The sequence below is a fragment of the Bradyrhizobium sp. AZCC 1610 genome (assembly GCF_036924515.1).
In the GTDB taxonomy this organism is placed as follows: domain Bacteria; phylum Pseudomonadota; class Alphaproteobacteria; order Rhizobiales; family Xanthobacteraceae; genus Bradyrhizobium.
On sequence record NZ_JAZHRR010000001.1, the window covers coordinates 1,621,111 to 1,642,773 of the forward strand.

The 21,663-nt window shown below is 63.4% G+C and carries 16 protein-coding genes; 10 read left to right on the forward strand and 6 right to left on the reverse strand.

Annotation, left to right across the window (positions count from 1 at the left end):
• Window positions 1–32 precede the first annotated feature (32 nt).
• The 3 genes from V1279_RS07895 (at window position 33) to V1279_RS07905 (ending at window position 4,961) form a co-directional block, all read left to right on the forward strand.
• Window positions 33–1,250, forward strand: coding sequence for an NAD(P)/FAD-dependent oxidoreductase (locus tag V1279_RS07895; protein WP_334434105.1), 1,218 nt, complete (start codon window positions 33–35; stop codon window positions 1,248–1,250).
• Between the two features lie 13 nt (window positions 1,251–1,263).
• Window positions 1,264–3,966 carry a nitrate reductase gene (locus V1279_RS07900; RefSeq protein ID WP_334434107.1) on the forward strand — a complete coding sequence of 901 codons (2,703 nt, stop codon included), beginning with the start codon at window positions 1,264–1,266 and terminating at the stop codon, window positions 3,964–3,966.
• Window positions 3,967–4,082: 116 nt separating this feature from the next.
• Window positions 4,083–4,961: a hypothetical protein gene (locus tag V1279_RS07905; RefSeq protein ID WP_334434109.1), complete on the forward strand. Its 879-nt coding sequence runs from the start codon at window positions 4,083–4,085 to the stop codon at window positions 4,959–4,961.
• Window positions 4,962–4,986: 25 nt separating this feature from the next.
• Here the strand turns inward: V1279_RS07905 and V1279_RS07910 are convergent, their stop codons facing one another.
• The 3 genes from V1279_RS07910 to V1279_RS07920 are packed head-to-tail and all read right to left on the reverse strand — an operon-like array spanning window position 4,987 to window position 6,968.
• Window positions 4,987–5,682 carry an L-2-amino-thiazoline-4-carboxylic acid hydrolase gene (locus V1279_RS07910; protein WP_334434111.1) on the reverse strand — a complete coding sequence of 232 codons (696 nt, stop codon included), beginning with the start codon at window positions 5,680–5,682 and terminating at the stop codon, window positions 4,987–4,989.
• A 28-nt stretch (window positions 5,683–5,710) separates the two neighbouring features.
• Window positions 5,711–6,097 (reverse strand): RidA family protein, encoded by a 387-nt coding sequence (locus V1279_RS07915; RefSeq protein ID WP_334434113.1) that lies wholly within the window; start codon window positions 6,095–6,097, stop codon window positions 5,711–5,713.
• Between the two features lies 1 nt (window position 6,098).
• Window positions 6,099–6,968: a VOC family protein gene (locus V1279_RS07920; RefSeq protein WP_334434115.1), complete on the reverse strand. Its 870-nt coding sequence runs from the start codon at window positions 6,966–6,968 to the stop codon at window positions 6,099–6,101.
• 128 nt (window positions 6,969–7,096) lie between these two features.
• On the opposite strand from V1279_RS07920, the gene V1279_RS07925 reads away from it, so the two are divergent.
• The 5 genes from V1279_RS07925 to V1279_RS07945 all read left to right on the forward strand — a co-directional run bounded on the left by V1279_RS07925 (window position 7,097) and on the right by V1279_RS07945 (window position 14,148).
• Complete coding sequence (locus tag V1279_RS07925; RefSeq protein ID WP_334446257.1) at window positions 7,097–7,726, forward strand: LysR family transcriptional regulator; 630 nt, start codon at window positions 7,097–7,099, stop codon at window positions 7,724–7,726.
• 7 nt (window positions 7,727–7,733) lie between these two features.
• Window positions 7,734–8,576, forward strand: a complete 843-nt coding sequence (locus tag V1279_RS07930; protein WP_334434117.1) for an aldo/keto reductase — start codon at window positions 7,734–7,736, stop codon at window positions 8,574–8,576.
• A gap of 189 nt (window positions 8,577–8,765) precedes the next feature.
• On the forward strand, window positions 8,766–9,704 hold the full coding sequence (locus V1279_RS07935; RefSeq protein ID WP_442894879.1) for a DMT family transporter: 939 nt from the start codon (window positions 8,766–8,768) through the stop codon (window positions 9,702–9,704).
• Window positions 9,705–9,854: 150 nt separating this feature from the next.
• Complete coding sequence (locus V1279_RS07940; RefSeq protein ID WP_442894740.1) at window positions 9,855–12,929, forward strand: autotransporter outer membrane beta-barrel domain-containing protein; 3,075 nt, start codon at window positions 9,855–9,857, stop codon at window positions 12,927–12,929.
• Window positions 12,930–13,065: 136 nt separating this feature from the next.
• Complete coding sequence (locus V1279_RS07945) at window positions 13,066–14,148, forward strand: zinc-binding dehydrogenase (RefSeq protein ID WP_334434123.1); 1,083 nt, start codon at window positions 13,066–13,068, stop codon at window positions 14,146–14,148.
• Window positions 14,149–14,160: 12 nt separating this feature from the next.
• Here the strand turns inward: V1279_RS07945 and V1279_RS07950 are convergent, their stop codons facing one another.
• Complete coding sequence (locus V1279_RS07950; protein WP_334434125.1) at window positions 14,161–15,321, reverse strand: DJ-1/PfpI family protein; 1,161 nt, start codon at window positions 15,319–15,321, stop codon at window positions 14,161–14,163.
• Between the two features lie 275 nt (window positions 15,322–15,596).
• Here V1279_RS07950 and V1279_RS07955 point away from each other — a divergent pair, with 275 nt between their 5' ends.
• Complete coding sequence (locus V1279_RS07955; protein WP_334434127.1) at window positions 15,597–17,036, forward strand: FAD-binding protein; 1,440 nt, start codon at window positions 15,597–15,599, stop codon at window positions 17,034–17,036.
• A gap of 18 nt (window positions 17,037–17,054) precedes the next feature.
• Here V1279_RS07955 and V1279_RS07960 read toward each other — a convergent pair whose 3' ends face one another.
• Window positions 17,055–17,948, reverse strand: a complete 894-nt coding sequence (locus tag V1279_RS07960; protein ID WP_334434129.1) for a LysR family transcriptional regulator — start codon at window positions 17,946–17,948, stop codon at window positions 17,055–17,057.
• Between the two features lie 728 nt (window positions 17,949–18,676).
• Window positions 18,677–19,138 (reverse strand): Lrp/AsnC family transcriptional regulator, encoded by a 462-nt coding sequence (locus tag V1279_RS07965; protein ID WP_334434131.1) that lies wholly within the window; start codon window positions 19,136–19,138, stop codon window positions 18,677–18,679.
• Window positions 19,139–19,275: 137 nt separating this feature from the next.
• On the opposite strand from V1279_RS07965, the gene V1279_RS07970 reads away from it, so the two are divergent.
• Window positions 19,276–21,642: a transketolase gene (locus V1279_RS07970; RefSeq protein WP_334434133.1), complete on the forward strand. Its 2,367-nt coding sequence runs from the start codon at window positions 19,276–19,278 to the stop codon at window positions 21,640–21,642.
• Window positions 21,643–21,663 lie beyond the last annotated feature (21 nt).

The window sequence follows — 21,663 nt, forward strand, 5'->3', positions numbered from 1 at the left end:
TGACGGGGCTTTGGAAGAGGCAGGAGGATGCCGTGAGCGAACCGCTGGTGATCGTCGGTAACGGCATGGCCGCTGCCCGTCTGGTCGACGAATTGGCCAAGGTGGCGTTGGGCCGCTACGCCATCGCCGTGATCGGCGACGAGCCGCGGCTCGCCTATAACCGCGTGCTGTTGTCGTCGGTGCTCGCCGGCGAGACCGCCTCGCAGGATATCGAGCTCCGGCCCGCGATATGGTGGCGTGACCGCGGGGTTACTTTGAAATACGGCTGCGTCGCCACCGAGATCGATGTCGGCCGCCGCGAACTCAAGATCGAAAACGAAGAGAGCATTCCGTTCTCGAAACTGGTTCTGACCACGGGCTCGTCGCCGCTGCGATTGAATGTACCCGGTGCTAACCTTGCGGGCGTCCATACGTTCCGCGACAGCCGGGACGTCGATTTGCTGTTGACGCTGGCGGCGCAGAAGAAGCGCGTGGTGGTGGTTGGCGGCGGATTGCTCGGCCTCGAAGCGGCTTATGGGCTCGCCAAGGCCGGCGCACCGGTGACGCTGGTGCATCTGATGGACCGCCTGATGGAGCGCCAGCTGGATGCTCCCGCGGCCGAACTTTTGAAATCCCTCGTTGAGCGCAAAGGCATCGAGATCCTGCTCAACGCCAACACCGCGCACATCCATGGCGAGACACGTGTCGAAGGCGTCGAACTGGCGGATGGCCGCCGGATCGAGGCCGATGCGGTGATCTTTGCCGCCGGCATCCGGCCGAACATTGCGCTGGCGAAAGACGCCGGCATTGCCGTCAACCGCGGCATCATGGTCGACGACCATCTGCAGACCGGCGCTTCGGATGTGTTTGCGATCGGCGAATGCGCCGAGCATCGCGGTATCTGCTATGGGCTGGTTGAGCCCGCCTATGAGCAGGCGCGGGTGCTGGCGCGGCACCTCGCGGGCCGCGAGGCCTCCTACGCGGGCAGCGTCGTCGCGACCAACCTGAAAGTCTCCGGCGTCAGCGTGTTTTCGGCGGGCGATTTCATCGGCGGTGCCGGCAGCGAGACCATCGTGCTCTCCGATATCAATCACGGCACCTACAAGAAGCTTGTGATCGCGGACGGGCGATTGACCGGTGCGGTCCTGATCGGCGATGTCGGTGACGCGCTCTGGTATCTTGAACTGATCCGCACGCGGCAGCCGACGCAAAGAATTCGCGCCGACATGATGTTCGGCCGTTCGCTCGCGATCCGTTCGGAAGCTGCATGATCCGGTTGCCGCCATGACTGCCATCGATCCCGACCTGCGCGCTATCAGCACCACCTGCGCCTATTGCGGCGTCGGCTGCGGCATTCTGGCGACGCCGGACGGGCGGGGCGGGGCGGCGATATCAGGCGATCCCGAGCACCCCGCTAATTTCGGCCGGCTGTGCTCGAAGGGATCGGCGCTCGGCGAGACGCTCGGCCTGACCAACCGGTTGCTCTATCCGATGATCCGCTGCGGCAAGGGGACCATGGAGCGGGTGGCCTGGAGCGACGCGCTCGACCATGTCGCGCATCGTTTTCAGCACATCATCGCGCGCGACGGCCCGGGCGCGGTCGCGTTCTATCTCTCCGGCCAGTTGCTGACGGAAGACTATTACGTCGCCAACAAGCTGATGAAGGGCTTCATCGGCAGCGCCAATGTCGACACCAATTCGCGGCTCTGCATGGCCTCGTCCGTCGCCGGCCACCGCCGCGCCTTCGGCGCCGACACGGTGCCGGGATGCTACGAAGATCTCGACGAGGCCGATCTTCTGGTGCTGGTCGGCTCCAACGCGGCCTGGTGCCATCCGGTGCTGTACCAGCGCATGCTCACCAACAAGCAGACGCGCGGCGCGCGGATGATCGTGATCGATCCGCGCCGGACCGATACCGTCGGTGACGATGATTTGTTCCTGGGGTTGAAGCCGGGCACCGATACGGCGCTGTTCAGCGGGTTGCTGGTGCATCTTGCCGATAACGGCGCGCTCGATCCCGACTACATAGCACTCCACACCACCGGCTTTGACGACGCCATCGCCCGCGCGCGCAGCATCGCGAGCAGCGTCGGGGCCACCGCGCTGGCGACCGGTCTCGCCGAGCAGGACGTCGCGGCATTCTTCCAGATGTTTGCCAATACGCCGCGCGTGGTGACGCTCTATTCGCAGGGCGTCAACCAATCGGCGCAGGGCACCGACAAGGTCAACGCCATCGTCAATTGCCATCTCGCGACGGGACGGATCGGCAAGCCGGGCGCATCGCCGTTCTCGCTGACCGGGCAGCCCAACGCGATGGGCGGACGCGAGGTCGGTGGATTAGCCAACCAGCTCGCCGCCCACATGGGATTCACGCCGCCGGATATCGATCGCGTGCGCCGGTTCTGGAAGGCGCCGCGCATCGCCACCCATGAGGGGCTGAAGGCGGTCCAGATGTTTGAGGCGATCGCGCGCGGCGAGATCAAGGCGTTGTGGGTGATGGGCACCAATCCGGCGGTGTCGCTGCCGAACGCCGACGGCGTTCGCGAGGCGCTGAAAAAGCTCGAGCTTTTTGTCGTTTCCGAGAACGTGGTTTCCAACGACACGGTCGGCGTCGGCGCGCATGTGCTGCTGCCAGCGCAGGCCTGGGGCGAGAAATCCGGCACCGTGACCAACTCGGAACGTTGCATTTCGCGGCAGCGCGCGTTCCTTTCCTCGCCCGGTGAAGCCAGGCCCGATTGGTGGATCATGAGCGAGGTTGCCCGGCGCCTCGGCTTCGGCGCTGCCTTCGGCTTCAACTCGGCGGCGGATATTTTCCGTGAGCACGCTTCTCTCTCGGCCTTTGAGAACGAGGGCGCGCGCGACTTCGACATCGGTGCGCTGCAGTCGCTGTCGGACAGCGATTTCGACGCGATGGCGCCGGTGCAGTGGCCGGTCCGGCAGGGCACCGAGCCGCAAGCGCGCTTCTTCGCCGAAGGCGGCTTCTTCGCCAACGATTTCAAGGCTCGCTTTGTCGCGCCGGAAATTCCCGCGTTGCGCACCGAGACCACAGCGGCACGCCCGTTGCGGCTCAACACTGGCCGCATCAGGGACCAATGGCACACCATGACCCGATCGGGGATGAGCCCGCGGCTCGGCCAGCATCTGCCGGAGCCGTTCGTTGAGGTTCATCTCGACGATGCCTTGAAGTTTGGCGTCGCCGATGGCGACTTCGCGCGTGTTACCACCGATTACGGGCAGTGCACGCTTCGCGTCGTCGTCAGCGAACGCCAGCAGCGCGGCATGCTGTTCGCGCCGATCCACTGGAGCGAGGCCAACGCCACCGGCGCGCGGGTCGGTTCGCTGGTGGCTCCCATCACCGATCCGTTCTCCGGCCAGCCCGAGAACAAGGCGACGCCGGTATCGATCACGCCTTACGAATATGTATTCCGCGGCTTCGCGCTGTCGCGCACGCCGCTCGAGTTGCCTGCGCACGCCTGGTGGGCGCGCGTCGCCGTCAATGGCGGCCATGGCTATCTGCTCGCCGACAACGCCGATCTCCGGGACTGGCAATCCTGGCTCGGATCGATCGCCGGCGACGATCTCGCTGAATACAAGGATTTTGGCGGCGGCGTCTATCGCGCGGCGTCGTTCGCCGCTGACCGTATCGAGACCTGCCTGTTCATCGGACCGGCGCGGGATGCCGGCGACTGGAACGTCGTGAAAGGGCTGTTTGCCGCCGATACGCTCAGCAACGATCAGCGCCGCATGCTGCTGTCGGGCAAATCGACGGACGGCCTGGCCAATGCCGGACCGATCGTCTGCGCCTGCTTTGGCATCGGCCGCACCACCATCTGCGATACCATCGCGGGCGGCGCGCGTTCGGCGGCGGACATCGGCGCCAAGCTGAAAGCGGGCACCAATTGCGGCTCCTGCATTCCGGAATTGAAGCGGCTGATTGCGCAAACGGCCACCGCACCCGAGCCGCGCCAACTCGCCACAGCTCAATAATCGCTTCAGCCGATTCGCAGTTGGAACCTCGTCTTCGAGCTGTCACATTTGATTTGAGGGAACGCGAAAGATCGTCAGGCGTTGCGATAACAGGTTGCCTAATTCCGGAGATCGCCATGATCATCGGTCGCAGAGCCCTGTTAATCGCTACGGGATGCTTGTTGGTCTCGCGTCAGGTGCGCGCGTCGGATGACCAGATTGCCTTGTACTGGACGGTGAGCCCGCCCGGTCGCCAGAGCGCGGTGCTATTTGGCTACGATCGAGTTGCGGCGGCGGTCACGCCGGAGATCATCAACGACGGAATCTCGTTGGTTGACGACTGTCAACGCGTTGTTCTCGACATGCCGGGGAACATCAAATTTCCGACCGTCGATCTCGACCGCGACCGGATCAAGCCGATTCTGCAGGTCGTCGCACCTCGAACCGCCGAGCGACTCCGAAAACTGCTGGCGGCCTCGGCGGTGGCTTCCCTCGCCGACAAACTCTCCGGTATCGAAGCGATGATATTACTTGCAGGAGAAGGGCGCCACAATGCCGACATCACAGCTGGCGGCACCATCGTCGATCACGCCCGGGCGAAGCAGAAGCCGATCGATCAACTGTTGTCGGAACCGGATGTACAATCAGCCTGGCAGCCGCCGGACCTGGCGACGTTGAATGGCGGCATCGGTGATGAGGGCATCTCCTATCTCCTCGACCTTCGCGACCGCTTCGGCCCGATTGGAGGTTATCTGGAGCAGCTTTATCGCCAGCGCAGAGCGCAGGAGATCGAGCGGTTCACAGCCGACATGAAGCGCCACGGTGTTATCTCGTCGTCGCAGTTTCACCAGAGCGACCGGCTGCGAAACCTTGCATTTGAACGTGCGTTCGATTTGATGACGAAGCAGGCCGATGAGCAACGCTTCATTCTGTTTCCTCTCGGTGTTCTCACCGGTGCATCGGGTATTCTCGCGGCGCTCAAGGCAAAGGGAGCAACGGTGGTACCCCGCGCCTAGCCACCATCGACGCCGAGGACAGTCTCTATGGTGCGCCCGCTTCGTCCTGCTCCGACGGGAGCCGCGAGAATCGAAAATTGCAGTGGTTCGCGCCACCAGCCAACGTTTGTGTCCTTTCCAGGCGGATCCCGCGCGTTGCATAGGCTTCGAAATCAAGCCCGCAAATGTGCGGCAGGATTTCTTTATCTCCGTGACGAGCGGCGAATTTGCAGAAGCCGCAAGCCTTGTAATCGATACCGAATTCAAAGCTGTCGCCGGGCCCTGGCTCGACGAAATCGTAGACAAAATCCTCTGGATATTCGTTCGCCAGGCTTTTTGCTGCCTGCTCGCGGAGTAAGGATTGGTTCTCCCGAGACATGAACTGACGTCCCGAAGCGAGCCGTTCGGCCTTCGGCACGGTCAGCAATTGAGCCTTGTAACTTTCTCGCTCTATATCGCCAATTATTGGGAGAGCAACGCCATGCCGCCGGAGCACGCGCCCGATAGCCATAAAGCCCATCAAGCGCACAAAGAAGTCGCTCATGCGGCTAGCCGCACCACCGACATAAGGCATTTGGCTGAGTACGATTTCGAACTCATCCATCACATCTTGTCTGACCTTGTCCAAATCCGCGAGATGCGCGCGTTCGCGCAACATCGTCTCGGCAAGATCGAGGCGCTGGCGCATGGCGGCTTCCATTGCGCCGCGATGCGCCTGATAAAATGGATGAATTTCGCCCATGAGATGTCCCCCCGCAGGATCAGCCTTTTCATTCCGCAGCGATCGCTTCGATTTCCAGCAGCCATTTGCCGTCGACGGTTTCAGCGATCATCACCGTGGACGCTGGCTCGTTTCCCCCGAGCATCTTGCGGCGAATAGCGCGGTTGGCCACGACCTGCCTTCGGTCGGTCAGGAACGTATTGATCTTGACCAGATGCTCGACGCCGAGGCCGGCGGCGGTGAGCACCTCGATGACGTTGCGCCAGGCTTGCTCGCATTGCGCCTCGAAACCTTCGGGCACGCTGCCATCAGGTCTTTCCGGTACCTGGCCGCTGACGAACAGCAGCCGGCGATGCTGTCCCAATTCCAGCCCCATGCTGTAGCCGCTGGAAGGCGCGTGGACGCTTGCGGGATTATGGCGGGCGATTTGAGCCATGTCAGATTGTCTCCTGTTCGACGAATTCCAGCGCCAGACCATGCGACGCTGCGGGTGGAATCAGCAGCACAGCGCCGGCAAGTTCGAAGTCGACGCCGTTGCTTTTCAATGCCCGCTTGGTCGCATCCAGGTCGGTGACCGCCAAACGCGCTGCGCAGAAGCGCGGCGACGTATCGCCGGCTAAGTCCGGCAGCCGGCGCGCCATCTCGGACGGGCCGAGCACGGTGATCCGGTCACCGCGCTCGCCGACCGTCAGTCGCCCGGGTGCAAGCTCGGCTGCGCTTTCCGTGATGCGCTCGAGGAAACCGCGGTGCGCTGCCGGCTCCGGCGCCGACATCACGACCTCGATCACGCGCAAGGCGCCATTGGGATGGCGCTGATATTCCGGCTTCCAGAACAGTTCCGGCGGGTGACGCTGTTGGCAGGTGAAGAACGCAATCTCGGGCATCGCGGGATCGGTGGCGAAGGCCAGTGAAAACTCCACGCGAGCGGTGCCGCCGCCCGGAAGCGCCGCGTCGCGGCCGAAATCAAACGGCGCATAGGCGCCGATGTGATTGGCCTTGAAGCGCGCCGCATCGGCATGGGCGTCGTCGCTGTGCACAGCCAGCATCGACATGCCTTCAGCGGTGGCAAGAAAATCCCGGTTGTGGGCGGCGAAGCTGAACCGGCCGGGCGCGGCTGGCGGCACCGCCGCCGCATCGGTGACGGCCAGCAGCTCCAGAAAATTGTTCCCGAACATCGCCAGGCGGTTGCTGGTTCCGAACGGATGCACGCCGGTCGGCGTGAGGTTAAAACCGAGCGTTCGCCAGTCCAGCGCGGCCTGCGCCAGATCGTGAACACAGATGACGAGATGATCGATTCGACGGGGCATGGGATCTCCGGCTGCTGTGGACCGACCGTAACCGGCGGCAGCCCCGCGGGGCAAAGCATTGTTGCTGCGGTCCAGCGCAAGAAAATCTATTGCAAGGCCGCAGCCTATCAGTGACAAACTGGACGGCGATGACCTACATCCTTCCACCGCTCAACGCGCTCCGCGCATTTGAAGCCGCAGCGCGGCATCTCAGCTTCAAGCTGGCCGCGCATGAGCTGCATGTGACACCTGCCGCCGTGGGGCAGCAGGTGAAAGCGCTGGAAGCGCGTCTGGGCGTACGCCTGTTCGAGCGGCTGCATAAACAACTCATCCTGACCGCGGCCGGCCAGGCCTATCTGCCCGAAATTTCCGACGGCTTTCGTCGCATCGCCGATGCGACCGCGCAATTGAAGCCGGTGGGCGCAGTACTGCTGCAGCTCGGCGTGCACGGCAGCTTCGATCTGCGCCGTCTGGAGCTGGCGGAGTTTCGCGCAAACCACGCGGAAATCGGTTTGCGGGTGCTGCAGCCCGCGGGCTTGCACGAGCTGATCGAGGGCAAGGTCGATGTGCTGATAGCCCGCGGTCTCGGCCACCATCCGGGCTACCGCTGCGACCGCGTGACGGAGGGATCCGGACTCGGCGATTGGCTGATTGCGCCTGCCGGCACGGCCGATTGCCCCGAGATATCAAGCTTCCGCGATTGGCTGCGCCGTCTGCCGGCGGAGAACGTGCTTGCGCTGCACCGTCGTCGTCGTTTGGCCGGCATCGTCAGAAGTTGAGGTGATCTTGAAGCAGAAAAAATTCGGCATCAACGGCCCGGACGTTTCCGTGATCGGGCAGGGCACCTGGTATCTCGACCGTGGCGACCGCAAGGCCGCGGTCGCAGCGCTGCGCCGAGGGATCGAGACAGGCATGACGCATATCGACACCGCCGAGATGTATGGCGACGCGGAGCTCGTCATCGCGGACGCGATCGCGGGGCTGCCGCGTGAAAAATTGTTCCTCGTCTCAAAGGTGCTGCCGAGCAACGCCTCGCGGCGCGGCACCATCACCGCCTGCGAGCGGTCGCTGAAGCGGCTGAAGACCGATCATCTCGATTGCTATCTCTTGCACTGGCGCGGCTCCTATCCATTCGAGGAGACGGTTGCTGCCTTCGACGAACTGGTGGCGGCCGGAAAAATTCGCTCGTGGGGCGTCAGCAATTTCGACAGCGACGATCTCGACGAACTGCTCGATGTCACGGGCGAGGGCAAGATCGCCTGCAACCAGGTGCTCTATCATCTGCAGGAGCGCGCGATCGAGCATGCTGTCATCCCGTGGTGCGAGAAACACGGTGTCGCTGTCGTCGCCTATTCGCCGTTCGGCCATAATGATTTTCCGTCCGCGCGCAGTAAGGGCGGCGAGGTGCTGCAGGCGATCGCGGATGCGCACAAGGCAACGCCACGCCAAATCGCGTTGGCGTTTCTCACGCGCCTGCCATCGGTGCTCGCGATTCCGAAGGCGTCGAGCACGGAGCACGCTGCGGACAATGCGAGTGCCGGAAAGTTGTCGCTCAGCGACGGCGAGATCGCCGCACTCGACAAGGCCTTCCCGCGCGGGCCCAAGCCGCGCGGCTTGCCGATGCTGTAACGGAACACGGTGCTTAACAAAGTGTTGCCATCGCGTCCTCTGCGCATATCCGCATCCTGTTTTCGGGCCTAGTCGCGCCGGGGCAATTGGTGTTTTTTACAGCCTCGCCCGATTCGATCATTGTCTTTCGAGATTGCCGTGACACCGCCCCCCGCCGCAGCCGCGAGGCTGGACAGCGCTCCATTACCTTTGCCCGAGAAGAAATCCGCCGCTCCGACTGCGCCCGCGCGCGCCGACCGGCCGTTCAAGGGCATCGCGCTGGTATTGGCTTCGACGACCTTTCTCGGCGCCTCCGACGTGACGGCGAAATATCTCTCGGCGACACTGCCCTCGATCGAGATCGCCTGGATCCGCTTCCTGGTGTTCGCGATGATCATGACGCCGGCCATGATGCCGGGTTCCCCGCTCTATGCGCTGCAGACCAACCGGCTCGGCTTGCATCTGATGCGCGGTGCGGCGCTATTGGGTTCGTCGCTGTTCTTCATCTCCGGCCTGCGGTTCCTTCCCATTGCGGAAGCTTCCGCCACCGGCTTCGTCGCGCCGCTGTTCGTAACCGCGCTGTCTATCATCTTCCTCAGCGAGAAGGTCGGCCTGCGTCGTTGGATCGCGACTGGCGTTGGCCTGATCGGCGTGCTCATCATCCTGCGCCCGGGCACCGGCGCGTTTCACCCCGCGGCGTTCTTTCCGCTGGTCTCGGCGCTGGCCTGGGCCTGCACGCTGATCATGACGCGGATGATGAGCGGCACCGAGCGCGCCATCACGACCATGACCTATTCGTCGATCGCGGGATTGCTCATTCTCTCCGCGCTGGTGCCGTCCGTCTGGGTGACGCCGACCTGGCACGACATCGCGTTCGGCATTCTGATCGGCGTCGCCTCGACCGCGGGGCAGTGGATCGTGGTGCTGGCGTTCCGCTATGCCGACGCTTCCGTGCTGGCGCCGTTTTCCTATACGCAATTGCTGTGGGTCAGCGTGCTCGGCTTCCTGATCTTCGGCGAAGTCCCTGACGTCTATACCATCACCGGCGCCGCCTTCATCGTCGCCTCTGGGCTCTACACCGCCCATCGCGAGCGGGTGCGTCGGTCGCAGCTTTTGGCTGTCTCGGGCGAGCCATCGCCGAACGCCTGATCCTGGCAGGCCAGGCAGTCATAGCCAGGCCGCCAAAAACGTGGCGCGAGTGCCACAGCGCCGCCGCAAAACGCTTGGTTGTGGCGCAAATCTGACGAATTCAACCCCGCATCCGTAATTCCACGGCGGAACCCATGCTAGTGAGTTCCGATGGCGCCGCAGAGCGCCGGGGAATGGGGTTCGGGCGTGGGTTTGGAATTTCTATTGCGGGTGCAGGGCCGGCTATGCCTAAGCCTGGCTGCGTTTCTGGTTGGCCTGCACTTTTCGGTGACGCCCGCGAAGGCGGATTGCGTCTTGAGCGGTCAGACCGTCACCTGCAGCGGCAACGACGCGGACGGCTTTGACGCCGGCGCCCTCAACAATCTCACTGTCAATGTGCATCCTTTGGCGACCGTAAGCGACAACGGCACGGCCGCGATCATCGTCAACGATACCAATACGGTCACCAACAGAGGAACGTTGACGGCGGTAGGCCCCGGCGTCAACGGCGTCAACTTCGGCAATTTCAACGCCGTCACCAACAACGCCTCGATTGTCGTCGACGATGGCGGGTTCGGTCTGGCGGGAGCCGACAACAACATTGTCGTCAACAACGGCTCGATTGTCGCCGGATTAGGTGGCATGGGTATCTTCGCTGGCGTGAACAACACCATTACCAACGCTGCGGCGGGTGTCATCACCGTCGGCGAGTTCGGCTCCGGAATTTTTGTCGCCGGCAACACCACGGTAACGAATGCCGGCGCGATCACGGTCGGCAATTCGCTCGCGCCGGCGGCCGGCATCTTTGCGACCAATGACTTCAACACGATCATCAACGCCGCGGGCGCCACCATCACCGTCGGGGACGGTGCCGCCGGCATCTCCGCGCAGGGCGATAGCGCAGTGGTCACCAACGCCGGCGCCATTACGGCGGGCGCTCTTGGCGTTGGCATCGACGTGTTTGGCGACGACGCGAGAGTGACCAGCAGCGGGACGATCACCGGTGCCGACAATGCGGCCGCAATTTCCGTGCAGGGCAATCGTGCCGTGGTCACAAGCAGCGCCACGCTGACCGTTGGCGCTTTCGGCGCCGGCATAGCCTATAATGGCTCGTCCTCCACGATCACCAACAGCAGCCATATTGTTGGCGGCGACTTTACGTTCGGCATCTTCGTAGTCGGCGATTCCAACACCATCACCAACAGCGGCACGATCTCCGTCGGAGGCTTCCGTTCTGGCATCGAGGTCAACAGCCTCGGCGGTAGCAGCCACATCATCAACACCGGAACAATCAATGTCGGCGCGGGGGCCGTGGGCATTGCCGTCGGCGACACCGGCACTGTCTTCAATTCGGGTACCATCAACGCCGCGACCGGATTCGCCGCGATCGAGTTCTGCGGTTGCGGCAATAGCGTGCTGACGCTCGGCCCGGGCAACGTCATGAATGGCCTCGTACTCGGCAACGGCACCGACACGTTTCAGCTCGGCGGCACCGGCAAGGATACCTTCAACCTCAGCTTGATCGGCGGCGGCCAGCAGTATGACGGCTTCTCGACCTTCAACAAGGTCGATAGCTCGAACTGGAGCGTCACCGGCGCCGGTGCGCAGAGCTGGAACATCCTCGGCGGTACGCTCGCAGTCAACGGCGTCATCAATGGCCTCGTGACCGTAAACGCCGGCGGCACGCTCGGCGGCACCGGCGCGATCGACAATGTCTTCGTCAATGGCGGTGTGCTGGCGCCGGGCAATTCGATCGGCACCCTCAACGTGGCGGGCAGCCTGATATTCTCGGCGGCGTCGAGCTACATGGTCGAGATCTCGGGCGCGAGCAGCGATCTGACCCGGGTCACCGGCGCGGCGACCCTCGGCGGTGCTTCCGTCGTGGTCATTCCGACCGGCACGGTGGCCAAGCAGTACACGATCCTTACCGCCATCAGCGGCCTGGGAGACACGTTCAATCCGGTCGTATCGGGCGTCCCGGCCAACCTGAACCCGACCCTCAGCTACGACGCCAACAACGTCTATCTGAATTTCGCGCTGAATTACGGCGGCGGCCTCAATGTCAATCAGCAGAACGTCGCCAACGCGCTGACCAATTTCTTCAATACGACCGGCGGCATTCCGGTCGGCTTCGCCTGGCTCTCGCCGGCCGGCCTGACGCAGGTCTCCGGCGAACTGGCGACCGGATCGCAGCAGGCCACCTTCGACGCCATGAACCTGTTCCTGTCGCTCATGTCAGATCCATTCGTGGCGGGTCGCAATGGCGGCTTTGGTGGCAATGCAGGCGCGCTCCCGTTCACGGAGGAGAGCGCGCTTGGCTATGCCGCAAAGAAGCCCCGCGCCGCGCGCGACGCCTTTGCCAAATTCCCGACCAAGGCCGATATCGCGCGCAACGATCTGTTCGATCAGCGCTGGAGCGTCTGGGGCGCAGCCTTTGGCGGCGGCAGCAACACCTCAGGCAACGCCGCGCTTGGATCGAACGACGCGACCGCGCAGGCGTTCGGTTTTGCTGTTGGCGCCGACTATCGCTTCTCGCGCGACACGCTGGCCGGCTTTGCGCTTGCAGGCGGCGGCACCAATTTCAGTGTCTCCGGTTTCGGCTCCGGGCGCTCGGATCTGTTCCAGGCCGGCGCCTTCGTTCGCCACAACATCGGCGCGGCCTACGTCACCGCGGCAGCGGCCTATGGCTGGCAGGACGTGACGACCGAGCGCACGGTCACGGTGGCGGGCTTCGAGCGCTTGCGCGCCCAGTTCAACGCCAACGCTTATTCGGGCCGCATCGAGGGCGGCTACCGCTATGTGACGCCTTGGATGGGCATCACGCCCTATGGCGCCGGGCAGTTTACCACCTACAGCCTTCCGGCCTATGCGGAGCAGGTGCTGGCGGGCGCCGGCACGTTCGCGCTGAACTATGCGGCCAAGGACGTCACGGCCTCGCGTAGCGAAATCGGCGTGCGCACCGACAAATCCTTTGCCGTGCCAAACGGCATCCTGACCCTGCGCGGCCGCGCCGCCTGGGCGCATGATTTCAACACCGACCGCAACGTCACGGCATTGTTCCAGACGCTGCCGGGCGCGGCCTTCGTCGTCAACGGCGCGGCGCAGGCGCATGATTCCGCGCTGGTCACGGGCGCGGCTGAGATGAAATGGCTGAACGGCTGGTCTGCGGCTGCGATCTTCGAAGGCCAGTTCTCCAACGTCACCAATTCCTACGCTGGCAAGGGTGTCGTGCGCTATGCGTGGTGATCCTCGGCCATAGCGTTTTCGAAGTGGCCGCCGGTTCGCGTGAAGAAAACGCGTCAAACAAAAATCCAGTGCATAGGTTCTGATGCAATCAGAACCTATGATGCTCTAAGGTGAAAGAAAATCACCGGGAGGAACCATGCGCGCAGCCATTTTCCGCAACGGAGAAATTGTCGTCGATCAGATGCCGGAGCCAAAACCCGGTGCTGGGCAGGTGCTGGTCAAGTCGCTCGCCTGCGGCATCTGTGGCTCCGACCTGCACACCCGCAAGCACGCGCATCGCATGGTTGAGCTTGCAAAGCATTTTCCCGGCCGCAAGCCGATGGACCTTTCTCGCGACGTCGTGTTCGGCCATGAATTCTGCTGCGAGGTGCTCGACCACGGTCCGGGCACCACGGGCAAATTCAAGCCCGGCACCACGGTCTGCTCGCTCCCGGCGCTTCTGGCCGCGGACGGCCCGCAGGGCATCGGCTACTCCAACGACAATGTCGGCGCTTACGCCGAGCGCATGCTGCTCAGCGAAGCCTTGCTGCTGGAAGTCCCGAACGGCCTGGCAGCCGAGCACGCCGCGCTGACCGAGCCGCTCGCGGTCGGCGTGCACGCGGTGGCAAAAGCCAACATCAGGGGTGGCGAGGTGCCGCTGGTGATCGGCTGCGGGCCGGTCGGCCTCGCCGTCATTGCGGCGCTGAAGATCAGGGGATTGCACCCGATCGTCGCCGCCGATTATTCGCCGGCACGCCGCGCGCTCGCCGAAAAGCTCGGCGCCGACGTCGTCGTGGACCCTGCGCGCACGCTGCCTTATGCGACGTGGGCCGAGCATGCCCAGATGTCGCCGGAGGAAAAGGCCGCGCGCCCGCCGCTGCAGGCGCTGTTGCCGGCGCTAAAACCCGCGCTGATCTTCGAATGCGTCGGCGTTCCCGGCCTGATCCAGCAGGTGTTCGAAGGCGCGCCGCGCGATGCGCGCATCGTCGTGGTCGGCGTCTGCATGGAAACCGACCGCGCCGAGCCGATGCTCGGCATCCTGAAGGAACTCAACGTTCAGTACGTGCTGGGCTACACGCCGGAGGAATTCGCGTATTCCTTGCGCCTGATCGCGGAAGGGCAGGTCGATGCCGCCTCGATGGTGACTGCTAGCGTCGGCATCGACGGCGTCGCCAAGGCCTTCGCCGATCTCGCCAACCCGGAAGCGCATACCAAGATCATCGTCGAGCCGTGGCGGTGATCGTTATCCCATCTACGGACTCTCACTGTGTTGCCGGTGCCTGGGATATTCGAGTTGCATCGCGACGAAGTCGGTCGTGCGCGTGCCGTAGCGGGCTGCAATCTCGTTCAGCGCGTTGTCCAGCGCTTCCGTTGGTTTACGATCGTCAAGCGCCGGCAATAGCCGTTCCGCCGGCCAGTTCGTGGCGACCTCATCGGGCAGGATACGGATGCCGTTGCGGGTCTGTTGTATGCCGGCCGTGCCGGCAAACGTCACCGCCTGCGACCGATAGGTCCGCGACCATGCGTCGGTGACCAGCGCCAGCGAGACTTCGTCCATGCCCTCCTTGAGTTCGATGCCGAGCCGCTCGTGCGCCCAGAACGCAGCCGTATTGCCGATCGCCGTCAGTGCAAACGGCCGCGTGAACTTGAACTCGTCGCTCTCGTGGCGCGCGTCCCAATCGGCCAGGCCGATATCGCGGCCGACCGCTTTGGCCTTGTCGCGTCCGGCGATGGCTTCGATCAGCGTCAGTGACATCGGCATCGACGCCGTGATGCCTGTCGTGGTGGCCACGCCGCCGTCAACTACCAGCCGGCGGTCTTCGACATAGCGCATCGTGGGATACTTGCCGCGCAATTCCTTGATGGAATACCAGTGCGTGGTCGCCCGCTTGCCATGCAGCAGCCCGGCATCGCCGACCACCTTGGCGCCGGCGCAAACACCGATGATGATCGCCTTCTTGGCCGACTGGCTCCTGATCCATTGCAGCGCCACCGGATCGTCGTCGCGGCTCATCGCGGGAACGATGACATAGTCGGCCCCATCGGGATGCTGCGCATCGAACTCCGCGATCGTCGCCTGCGGCTCGACCCTCAGTGCCGGAAACAGCGTCACGGGACCGGGCGCCGCTGCCAGCGTTACGACATCGGCGACATCGGCGCGCTTGAGGATGCCGTAGGGCATCAGGTAATCGGTGGTTTCGGTAGCGTCGTTGATGCCGATGATGGCGATCAGCGGGCGCTGTCGCTTCGGTGGCTTCAGCGCCGCGACCGTCGCATCGCGCTCGTCTTGCACGATCCCCGGCGGGGCTGCGATGGAAGGCGTCGTCGGCAGCGAAACAATCCAGGCCCCACCGATCACGGCGACAAGCACGACTCCGCCGAGCGCGCTCCACAATACACGTCGCGAATTCATGGTTTGCTGGCTCGCGCCTCATTCATTTTAATCGGTTCCAGTTCTACTGCCGCCATGATCCATCTGAAATGACGTAAATCCGGCGAAAACGGTCATACGCCGAGGAACGGCGGGGCGAGTTCCATGTCTTGCTCACACGCATGAACGGCGACCGCTGCAGGCGGGATCCTCCCGGTTTGCGGGATTGTCCATCCGGCGCGGCGGCCATTGTCCCATGCCGTGCGACGCCGCAGCTTAGCGGATAAGCATCACGGCCTCTGGACAAGGAGGGCTTCATGCCATCGGACAGACGTATGTTCCTGGGCGCAGGCCTCGGCGTCACCGCCGCGCTCGCTTCGCACGCCAGCGGGTTCACGACCGCGGCGCAAGCGGTCTCATTCGACAACGCGCCTCCTCCGGGCAATGTCAGCCTCGACCCGGACGTTCGCGCCGCGACGGCCCATGATTTTGGCCGCCTCGTTCACAGACAACCGCGCGGCGTACTGAAGCCCGCATCGGGTGCCGATATTGCGAGCCTGATGCGGTGGGCCAAAGGCCAGGGCGTCAAGGTGGCGGCGCGCGGGCAGGGCCATTCGATCTACGGCCGCGCCCTGGTCAGCGATGGCATCGTGGTCGATATGGGCGCGATGAACTCGATCCGCGATATCAAGGCCGATCGCGTCGTGGTCGATGCCGGAGCGTCGTGGAAAGATCTGCTGGATGCGACATTGGCGCAGGGGCTTACGCCGCCGGTGCTGACCAACTATCTCGGCCTCTCGGTCGGCGGAACGATCGCGGTGGGCGGCATCGGCGCGGCGTCATCCGGGCATGGCATGCAAACCGACAACGTCATTGCGCTGGACGTGGTGACAGGCGAGGGGAATGAACTGAGTTGCTCGGCGACCGAAAATCCGGATCTTTTTGACGGTGTCCGCGCCGGCGTCGGCCAATGCGGCATCGTCACGCGGGCGACGTTGCGCCTGGTGCGCGCGCCCGAGCGTATCAGGCGCTTTCAGCTTTTCTACCGCGATTTGCCGTCGCTGACGGCGGACCAGCGGCGCGTGCTGACGGAAGGGCGCTTCGACCAGTTGCAAGGGGCCGTTCTTCCCGACGGAAACGGCGGTTGGCGGTATCAGCTCGATGGTGCGGTAGCTTATGGGAGCGGTTCGGCGCCCGACGACAGGGCCGTGCTTTCCGGATTGTCCGATGAGCGCGGCGCCGCCGTCATCGCCGACCTGACCTATCGCGAGGATGCGCTGGCGTTCGGAAAGTTCGAGAATCTGCTGCGGTCGAAAGGCCAGTGGTCCAACCCGCAGCCCTGGCTGTTAACGTTCCTGCGCGGCAGCAACGCCGAACGGGTCGCCGGCGACATCCTGGCCGGCCTGACAGGCGATGCTGTCGGCCCGTTCGGGCGGATAACCGTCTATCCCTTATTCACAAGGGCGTTTCGGACGCCGCTGGTTCGCCTGCCGGCAGAAGACATTGTCTTTGTCTTCAATCTCATTCGCATCCCGGCATCGAACGATGCGGCGGCGGTGGAGCGGATGGCCGCAGAAAATCGCGCGCTGTACGATCGCATTCGAGAAGCCGGCGGCGTTCAGTATCCAGTCGGCGCCTTTGCCATGTCGCCTTTCGACTGGGAGGTTCACTTCGGATCAGGCTGGCCGCAGCTTCGCGAGGCCAAGCGGCGCTATGATCCCGGACATCTGTTGGCGCCCGGCTATAATGTATTCTGACGCGCGGCGAAAAAAAGCTCAGAGCAGATCGGTCTTCAGGCTGCTCGCCAGAAAATCCACGAACCGCCGGACACGTTCCAGCGGCGCCCGTGTCGGCGGCCAGACCAGCTGTATCGGCATGCCCTCAGCTTCAAATTCCGGCAGAACGATCGCAAGCGCGCCCTGCGCGACGAAATCGCTGATCTGCCATAACGGCAGCCGGGCAAGGCCGGTGCCTTCGCTCGCGGCGGCGCGGATCGAAGCGGCGCTGTTCGAACGGAAACGGCCGTGCACTTTGACCGACTGGAACTGGCCATCAATGCGAAACGGCCATTTGTCGATTACGTCAGTGGCGGCCCGCAGGATGCAGGCGTGCTGTTCGAGATCGTTTGGGTGCTTCGGCCGGCCATGTTCGGCGAAATAGGACGGCGCGCCAACGATAACGACGCGTAACGTATGCAACCGCCGGGCAATCAGGGACTCATCGGCGGAGTCGCCGATCCGCACGGCAATATCGAGTCCCTCCGCAACAAGATCGGCCTGCTCGTCGGAGGCCCGCAATTCGACGTCCACATTGGGATAGAGTTTTAGGAAGCGGCTGACGATCGGCGCGACGTAGGATGATGCAAACAAAATCGGCGCGCCGACTTTCAACGGGCCGGAAATTTCGCCGCGAAGATTGGCTGCCTCGGCCCGCGCTTCGATGATCGCCGCAACCGCCGGCTTGATGCGCTCGTAGAACACGCGCCCGGCTTCGGTAGGTTCCGATCGCCGCGTGGTGCGTTTCACGAGTTCGACGCCGAGCGCGCGTTCCAGCGCCAGCAGCGACCGGTTGAGTGACTGCAACGGGCGCCGCAGATGACGTGAGGCCGCCGCCTGGCTGCCTCGCTCGATAACCGCCAGAAAGGCTTCGAGATCGTCCAACCGTTCCAATTCGATCTACCACCGATTATGCTAAGATGGCGGAGTACGCTTTCGCTAATCCGCCCTACGGACTGATTTGCTTCGCGCACAAGCGCAACTTCATGCAACAGCCTGCGACAAACTAACACGACGGGCAAATCAGCAAAAACCTGTCCAGCCCTTCGCGCAAAAATATTCTGCTTTCGTTCTCACCCAAATCACCCGCATAACTCCGCCCGTCTCACGGCAGATGAGGGGCGCTCGCGATCGTCACGAACGTGCGGTGAGATGCGATGGACGCGAAGGGCGCGCTAGACGTACGCGCCTGAAGCGTACGGCGAAGTCGTGTGGTCCGGACGCCGCGGTGCTGGCGCTAAGTTTCACGGGTTACCTCGTGGAGCGACGGTGGCAAGAAAGCCGTTCACCGGGGAGAGCACGCTATAAGCCGTAAAGCCATTGCGCAGGGAAGGCCGGAATGCTCCCGCTGCCCTGTATGCTCGTGTGCAGTTTTGTTTGCGCAAATCGCACGCGAGACCGCGGGTGCAGCAAGCACCCGGTCTTCCCTGCGCCCTCTGTTTTCGAGGAGGGCAAACGAAGATGCAAACCTCGGGCGCAATGCGTCGCGAGATCGCGAAGTTATATCGTAGGATGGGTGGAGCAAAGCGATACCCATCGCCACACGCACCGGCATTGATGGGTATCGCTGCGCTCCACCCATCCTACGGGACTGCGCTCGCAATGACGCGGAGAGAGTTGTGTCACACCGGCAGCGCAATCGAATATTTCACCTGGCTCAGCGCAAAGCTCGACTCGATCGAGGCAATACCATCCAGCCGCGTCAGCTTGTTTTTCAGAAACGCTTCATAAGAGGAAAGGTCGGCGGCGACGACGCGCAGGAGATAATCGCGGTTGCCGGTCATCAGATAGCATTCCAGCACCTCGTCCCATTTCGAAATCGCTTTCGCAAAACGGTTGAGGTCCTCTTCCTTCTGCCGCGCCAGCTTGATCGATATGAAGACGCTGACATGCAGCCCCAACGATTTCTGATCGACGGTCGCGATATAGCGCGTGATGACGCCGCGCTCTTCCAGGAGTTTGACCCGGCGGTGGCAGGGCGACACGGACAAGCCGACCTTGTCGGCGAGTTCCTGCATGGTCATGCGGCTGTCGGATTGCAGCAGGCTGAGAATCTTGCGGTCGATGGCGTCGAGGGCTTGCATTGGGATGAACTCATGGTTTTCAGGCGTGTCGTGGTAAAATATCTCAATATTGGGCGGTATGTCGCAGGAGATTGAGAATTTTGGCACCCCATCACCCGCTAAAATCGGCGCATACTGAACCTGTCCGGAGCATGGCCATGCCCATCGAGCCCGCACGCCTCGAAATGCTGTCCGCGCTGGCGCGCAAGGTGCTCTGGCTGTCGTCGTGGACGATCCATCACGCCAATCACGTCAGGCCCAATGCCGACGGGCTGAAGGTCGGCGGCCATCAGGCCTCGTCCGCCTCGCTCGCCAACATCATGTCGGCGCTGTATTTCTCGGTGCTGCGCCCGCAGGACCGCGTCGCGGTGAAGCCGCATGCGAGCCCGGTGTTTCATGCCATCCAGTATCTGTTCGGGCACCAGACCCGCGAGAAGCTGGAAAATTTTCGCGGCTACAAGGGGGCGCAATCCTATCCCTCGCGCACCAAGGATGCCGACGACGTCGATTTCTCGACGGGCTCGGTCGGTCTCGGCGTCGCGCAAACCCTGTTCTCCTCGCTGGTGCAGGACTACGTCACCGCACATGGCTGGATGAAGGATCGCCCCGAGGGACGGATGATCGCGCTGGTCGGCGATGCCGAGATGGATGAGGGCAACATTTTCGAGGCGCTGCTCGAAGGCTGGAAGCATGCGCTGCGCAACACCTGGTGGGTGGTCGATTATAACAGACAGAGCCTCGATGCCGTCGTGCGCGAAGGGCTGTGGGAAAAGTTCGAGACCATGTTCCGCAATTTCGGCTGGGACGTGGTGATCGTGAAATACGGCCGCCTGATGCAGGCGGCGTTCACCGAGCCCGGCGGCGAAGCCTTGAGGCGCTGGATCGATAGTTGCCCGAACCAGATGTACGCGGCGCTGTGCTTCCAGGGTGGGGCGGCCTTCCGCAAGCACCTGCGGGACGACATCGGCGATCAGGGGCAGGTGTCGCAGCTGATCGACCGGCGCAGCGACGACGAACTGCTGGCGCTGATGTCCAACCTCGGCGGCCACGACATGGCCAGCATGATCGAGGCCTTCGAGGCGATCGATCACGATCGCCCGGTCTGCTTCATTGCCTACACCATCAAGGGTGTCGGTCTGCCGATGCAGGGCCACAAGGACAACCATGCGGGCTTGATGACGGTCGCGCAGATGGAGAAGTGGCGTAGCGCGCAGAACATCCGCTCCGGCCATGAATGGGACAAGTTCGAAGGGCTGCCGCAGGCGCCGGCCGAACTCGAAGCATTTTTGGCGGCCGCACCCTTCAACCAGGAAGGCCGCCGCCGTCTGACCGCGCCGGTGATTGACGTTCCGCAACAGCTCACCTTCAAGCCGGCGGCGCAGATGTCGACCCAACAGGGTTTTGGGCTGGTGCTCAACGAACTCGCGCGCGGCGATAGCGAACTGGCCGCGCGGATCGTCACCGCGTCGCCCGACGTCACCGTATCGACCAATCTCGGCGCCTGGGTCAATCGCCGCGGGCTGTTCGCCAAAGCCGAAAACAACGACCTGTTCCGGCAGGAGAAGATCCCCTCGACCTTCAACTGGGATTTTTCACCCAGGGGCCAGCACCTCGAACTCGGCATCGCCGAGATGAACCTGTTCATCATGCTCTCGGCGCTGGGGTTGTCGCACCAGATCAATGGCGAGCGGCTGTTGCCGGTTGGCACGCTGTACGATCCCTTCATCGAGCGCGGCCTCGATGCGCTGAATTACGCCTGCTATCAGGATGCCCGTTTCATGGTGGTGGCGACGCCGTCCGGCATCACGCTGGCGCCGGAAGGCGGCGCGCACCAGTCGATCGCGACGCCCTTGATCGGCATGGCCCAGGATGGGCTGGCTTCGTTCGAACCGGCCTTTGTCGATGAACTTGCCGTGATCATGGGGTGGGGCTTCCGCCACATGCAGGGCGAAAGCGGCGAGGGCGGTTCGGTCTATCTGCGATTGTCGACTCGCACGGTCGATCAGCCGCAGCGGATCATGACGCCGGAACTGCAACGGGACATCACCGAGGGCGCCTACTGGCTGCGCGAGCCGGGGCCGAACTGCGACATCGTGATCGCCTATACCGGCGCGGTGGCGCCGGAGGCGATCGAGGCGGTCGGCTTCATCGGCGAAAGCCACCGCGATGTCGGTTTACTGGCGGTAACCTCGGCCGATCGGCTGCATGCCGGATGGTCCGCCGCGCGGAATTTGCGGCGCGGCCGCCGTGGTATCCAGTATCTCAGCCATGTCGAAAAACTGCTGGCGCTGTTGCCGCGTGACTGCGGTATTGTGACGGTGATCGACGGCCATCCGGCGGCGCTCGGGTGGCTCGGCAGCGTGCGCGGCCACCGCGCCGAGGCGCTCGGCGTCGAGCAGTTCGGCCAGACCGGTACAATTGGCGACCTCTACCGCCACTACGGCATCGACGCCAACGCCATCATCGATGCCGCCGAAAGCCTGACCGTGGGGGCGCCGGTGCGGCATCGGAAGATGGCGGTGTAGCCGTTGAAATGCAGACGTAGG